This is a genomic window from Streptomyces sp. NPDC002994 (genome assembly GCF_040611155.1).
Taxonomy (GTDB): domain Bacteria; phylum Actinomycetota; class Actinomycetes; order Streptomycetales; family Streptomycetaceae; genus Streptomyces.
In genome coordinates, this window is record NZ_JBEXNQ010000070.1 from 1 (window position 1) to 3,588 (window position 3,588).

The following is a 3,588-nucleotide window of genomic DNA, read 5'->3' on the forward strand; positions in this document are numbered from 1 at the left end:
AGCACCTCGACGAGAAGGTCGCCCGCCTCCACCTCGACGCCCTCGGCGTCAAGCTCACGACCCTGCGCCCCGAGCAGGCCGCCTACATCGGCGTCAAGGTCGAGGGCCCGTTCAAGTCCGACCACTACCGCTACTGAGCCCAAGCTCGACCCTCAGCAGCAGCAGTAGCTGTCAGGCAGGCCCCCGCACCCCCGTGCCGGGGGCCTGCCCCATGTCGGACCCGAAGAACCGGACAGACCCATGCCCCGAGGCCGATACTCACTCCACGACCCCCACGACCACACCCCCCTAGGCGAAGAACACTTCCACTGCGCCCCCGGCCCCTCCGGCTGGCGTTACGTCTCGCAGATCACCACCCCCTCCGGCGACCACGCCGGCTCGGTAGACCTGGCCATCGATGAACTCGGTCGCCCCATCCGCCTGGAACTGCACGCCTTGAGCTGGCAAGTCCGAGGCGCAGCCATCGACGGCGTCACCTGGGTCCGTACCGACCCGACCGGCACCCACGCCACCGAAGGCAACGTCCCCGCCCACACCTTCACCGGCACATCCCCGGCCTTCCTCATCGCCACCACCCGCCTTCTCCGCCTCATCCCCGGTTCCCCCGCGACCCGCGTCCGCCTGGTCGCCTTCACCGACCCGGTCCTGGCGCCCCGCACCGTCGACCAGTCCTGGGCCTTGCTGAAGAGTGAAGCGCATGCCACTGACAACGGCCCCCTGATGGTGGACGAATACCAGGTCAACGCCCTGGACACCGGCGAGCAGCATCAGATCCACATCGCAGGCGACGTAGTGCTCTCAGCCCCCGGCATCGAACTGGAACACCTGGAAACCCCACCCTCAACCTTCCCCTGACGCGCGCTCGGCGGGGCGCTGTCGATGGCTACGGGGGCGGGGCGAGCGATGCGCTGCTCAGCGTGTTTGATGCGCGGGAGGGCCGGTAGATCTCCATGCGGCCCAGCAATTCCAGCCTGTCCGGCGTTTGAGGACCGGGGTCTGGGGCGGAGCCCCAGTTACGGGAAGGGGCGGGGTGGGGAAAAAGAGCCCCGCCGCCTAGGCCGGCGGCGCGAACCCGGTCCCGGACGAAGCGGCCCGCGCCTCCGCCTCAGCGCCCACCCGCACCGAACCTTCCACCGAAGCCGAAGCCGAAGCCGAAGCCGAAGCCGAAGCCGGAGCCGGAGCCGGACCCGGACCCGGACCCGGACCCGGACCCGGAGCCGGACCCAGAGCCGCATCCCCCCAAGCCGCAGCAGGGCCCGCGCCAGTCCCCACCACACCCTCACCAGAGGTCCCCGCAAACGCCCGCCGCGCATCCCGCGCCTGCCGCTCGTTCACCACAGCCGCCAGATACGCCGCCGCCGGCACCTCCCGCGGAGCCGGCGCCCCCGTACGCGCCGCCAGATCCCCGGCCAGCCGCTCCGCCATCGCCGCACCCACCTGCGGATCCAGCTGCCCCATCCGCGTCAGGTACTGCCGTATCGCCAGCCAAAGCCCATCCGGCACCCCGGACAGATCGAGCCCGGCGAACCGCCCCACCAGCCACGGCGGCGGAGGCGGCACAACACCCACCCGCCCCGCGGACACCCGCTCCCGTACGACGAGAGTCCCCGCGAACACATCGCCGATCCGCCGCCCCCGCTCAGACACGAGCGAAGCAATACACGCAACGACCCCGAACGTCATCAGGATCTCCACGACCCCCACCGCACCCCGAACCAGCGCATGCCGGAACCGGATGGGCCCCCCGTCGTCCCGCACCACCCGCAGCCCACAGGCCATCTTTCCCAGCGACCGCCCATGCGTGAGCGTCTCCACCGCAATAGGAGCCCCGACCAGCACCAGCACAAACGACGCCACCGCGATCGCCATACCGGCCGCCTCGTCCAGCGAGGCAGTCGCTATCGCCAGGCCGACCGACACGCTCAGATAAACCGTCCACACCACCGCCATGTCGATCGCCAGAGCAAGCGCCCGGCTGGGCAGCCTCGCCGGCCGCAGCCCCAGTACCACCGCGTCGCCCGTAACAAGCTCACTCACCGGAAACCCACCCTCCGCCGCCCATGGCCACCCTTCCCTGCCCCTTGAATTCCCCAGTCTGCCAAGCTGGCCCGCAGCGCGCGCCGCGCAGTACGGACCGTACGGACTTAGTGCCTGGAGCAGCAGCCGACCATGGACCTCGACGTCTTCGTCACCGCCCATCACGCAGAGTGGGACCGACTGGACCACCTCCTGCGCCGCGGCCGCCGTCTCACCGGCGCCGAAGCCGACGAACTGGTCGCTCTCTACCAGCGCACGGCCACCCACCTCTCGCTGATCCAGTCCAGCGCTCCCGACCCCGCCCTGACCGCGCGTCTCACCCAGCTCGTGGCCCGAGCCCGAGCCACCGTGACGGGCACCCGCCGCGCGTCCTGGCGGGACGCGACCCGCTTCCTGACGTCCGGTTTCCCCGCCGCGATGTACCGCACCCGCCACTGGTGGGTCCCCACGGCCCTGCTCTCCATCGCCGTGGCCACCGTGATCGGCTGGTGGATCGGCACCCACCCCGAGGTCCAGTCAGCCATCGCGGCCCCGGCAGAGCTACGCGAAATGACCCGCCCGGGCGGCCAGTACGAGACGTACTACTCCAGCCACCCCGCAGCGTCCTTCGCCGCCCAGGTCTGGACGAACAACGCCCAAGCGGCAGCCATGTGCCTGGTCCTGGGCGCCTTCCTCTGCTTCCCGGTGCTCTGGATCCTGTTCCTCAACATGCTGAACCTCGGCGTCGCCATCGGTCTGATGTCCTCGGCCGGCCGCCTCGACGTCTTCCTGGGCCTGGTCATCCCACACGGCCTGCTGGAACTCACCGCGGTCTTCGTAGCTGCCGGCACGGGCCTGCGCCTCGGCTGGACCCTTGTCGACCCCGGCCCCCGCACCCGCCGCGCGGCCCTCGCCCAGGAAGGCCGAGCCGCTCTCGGCATGGCGATCGGCCTGGCGCTGGTCCTCTTCGTCTCCGGCCTGATCGAGGGCTTCGTTACGCCGTCGGGCCTCCCCACCTGGGCCCGCATCGCCATTGGGGTCGTCGCCGAGCTGGCATTCCTTGCGTACGTCTACATCCTGGGCGGCCGAGCCGCCCGAGCCGGCAACCGAGGCGACGTCGAAGAGACCGACCGCAGCGCCGAGCTCCCCACGGCCGCGTGATGTGCGTACGACCCCTCTGACCTGGTACTGTCCTGTCCGCCCACAAAAACCGTTGACGCGGCTGGCGTGGGGAGGTAGATTTAAACGGTTGCAACGGGTGGACGTACCCACTGGCAGCGGTTAGCATCTGTCTCGCCCTCCAGGAGATCATCTCCGCAGGGCCTCTCGATACACATTGGAATCACGAAGCCGATTAGCTCGGCGGAAATGATTCTGATAAAGTCGGGGACAAGCCGAAAGGCAAAAGGCCACTCCAAAGGCCACCAGAAATAAACTCCGAACCGGAAACGGAACGGAAAACGGATCTGGTAAGGTTGGAAACACGAAATACCGAACGAAAGCCCGGAGGAAAGCCCGCGAGGGTGAGTACAAAGGAAGCGTCCGTTCCTTGAGAACTCAACAGCGTGCCAA

Annotated in this window: 4 protein-coding genes; 3 read left to right on the forward strand and 1 reads right to left on the reverse strand. The window is 69.0% G+C overall.

What is annotated here, in order from left to right:
* Together ABZX79_RS37740 and ABZX79_RS37745 are read left to right on the forward strand one after the other, a co-directional pair.
* Positions 1–137, forward strand: a 137-nt coding sequence (locus ABZX79_RS37740) for an adenosylhomocysteinase (RefSeq protein WP_355268576.1), incomplete at its 5' end; no start/stop codon positions are given.
* 103 nt (positions 138–240) lie between these two features.
* Positions 241–855 carry a hypothetical protein gene (locus ABZX79_RS37745; RefSeq protein WP_355268567.1) on the forward strand — a complete coding sequence of 205 codons (615 nt, stop codon included), beginning with the start codon at positions 241–243 and terminating at the stop codon, positions 853–855.
* A gap of 198 nt (positions 856–1,053) precedes the next feature.
* On the opposite strand, the gene ABZX79_RS37750 is transcribed toward ABZX79_RS37745, so the two are convergent.
* Entirely contained in the window at positions 1,054–2,037 is a 984-nt protein-coding gene (locus ABZX79_RS37750; protein WP_355268570.1) for an RDD family protein, read from the reverse strand.
* 132 nt (positions 2,038–2,169) lie between these two features.
* Between ABZX79_RS37750 and ABZX79_RS37755 the strand changes: the two genes are divergently transcribed.
* Positions 2,170–3,177 (forward strand): stage II sporulation protein M, encoded by a 1,008-nt coding sequence (locus ABZX79_RS37755; protein WP_355268573.1) that lies wholly within the window; start codon positions 2,170–2,172, stop codon positions 3,175–3,177.
* The last annotated feature ends 411 nt before the right edge of the window (positions 3,178–3,588 follow it).